Source organism: Halorubrum sp. SP3 (assembly GCF_005435195.1).
Taxonomy (GTDB): Archaea; Halobacteriota; Halobacteria; order Halobacteriales; family Haloferacaceae; genus Halorubrum; species Halorubrum sodomense.
Genome location: NZ_SGTU01000769.1, coordinates 1 through 220, shown reverse-complemented (window position 1 = coordinate 220; position 220 = coordinate 1). Strand labels below are relative to the sequence as shown.

The 220-nt window shown below is 58.6% G+C and carries 1 pseudogene; it reads left to right on the top strand.

Going from position 1 to position 220, the window contains the following annotated elements:
* Positions 1 to 220: pseudogene (locus EXE42_RS20075) on the top strand (circadian clock protein KaiC); the annotation flags it as partial.

Here is a 220-nt window from a genome sequence, read left to right as displayed (position 1 = left end):
AGCAACCTTGCCGATAATATTGTCTTCCTGCGTCACGTCGAGTACCGCGGCGAGATGCGGAAAGTGATTGGGACACTGAAAATGCGAACAAGCGACTTCGAACGCAGCCTCCGCGAACTTGAGATTACGGCCGACGGAATACGCGTCGGGGAGCCTCTCCCGCAACTTCGGGGCATTCTGACTGGGACGCCCGACTGGAACGAGGATGCTGGCGGTACCG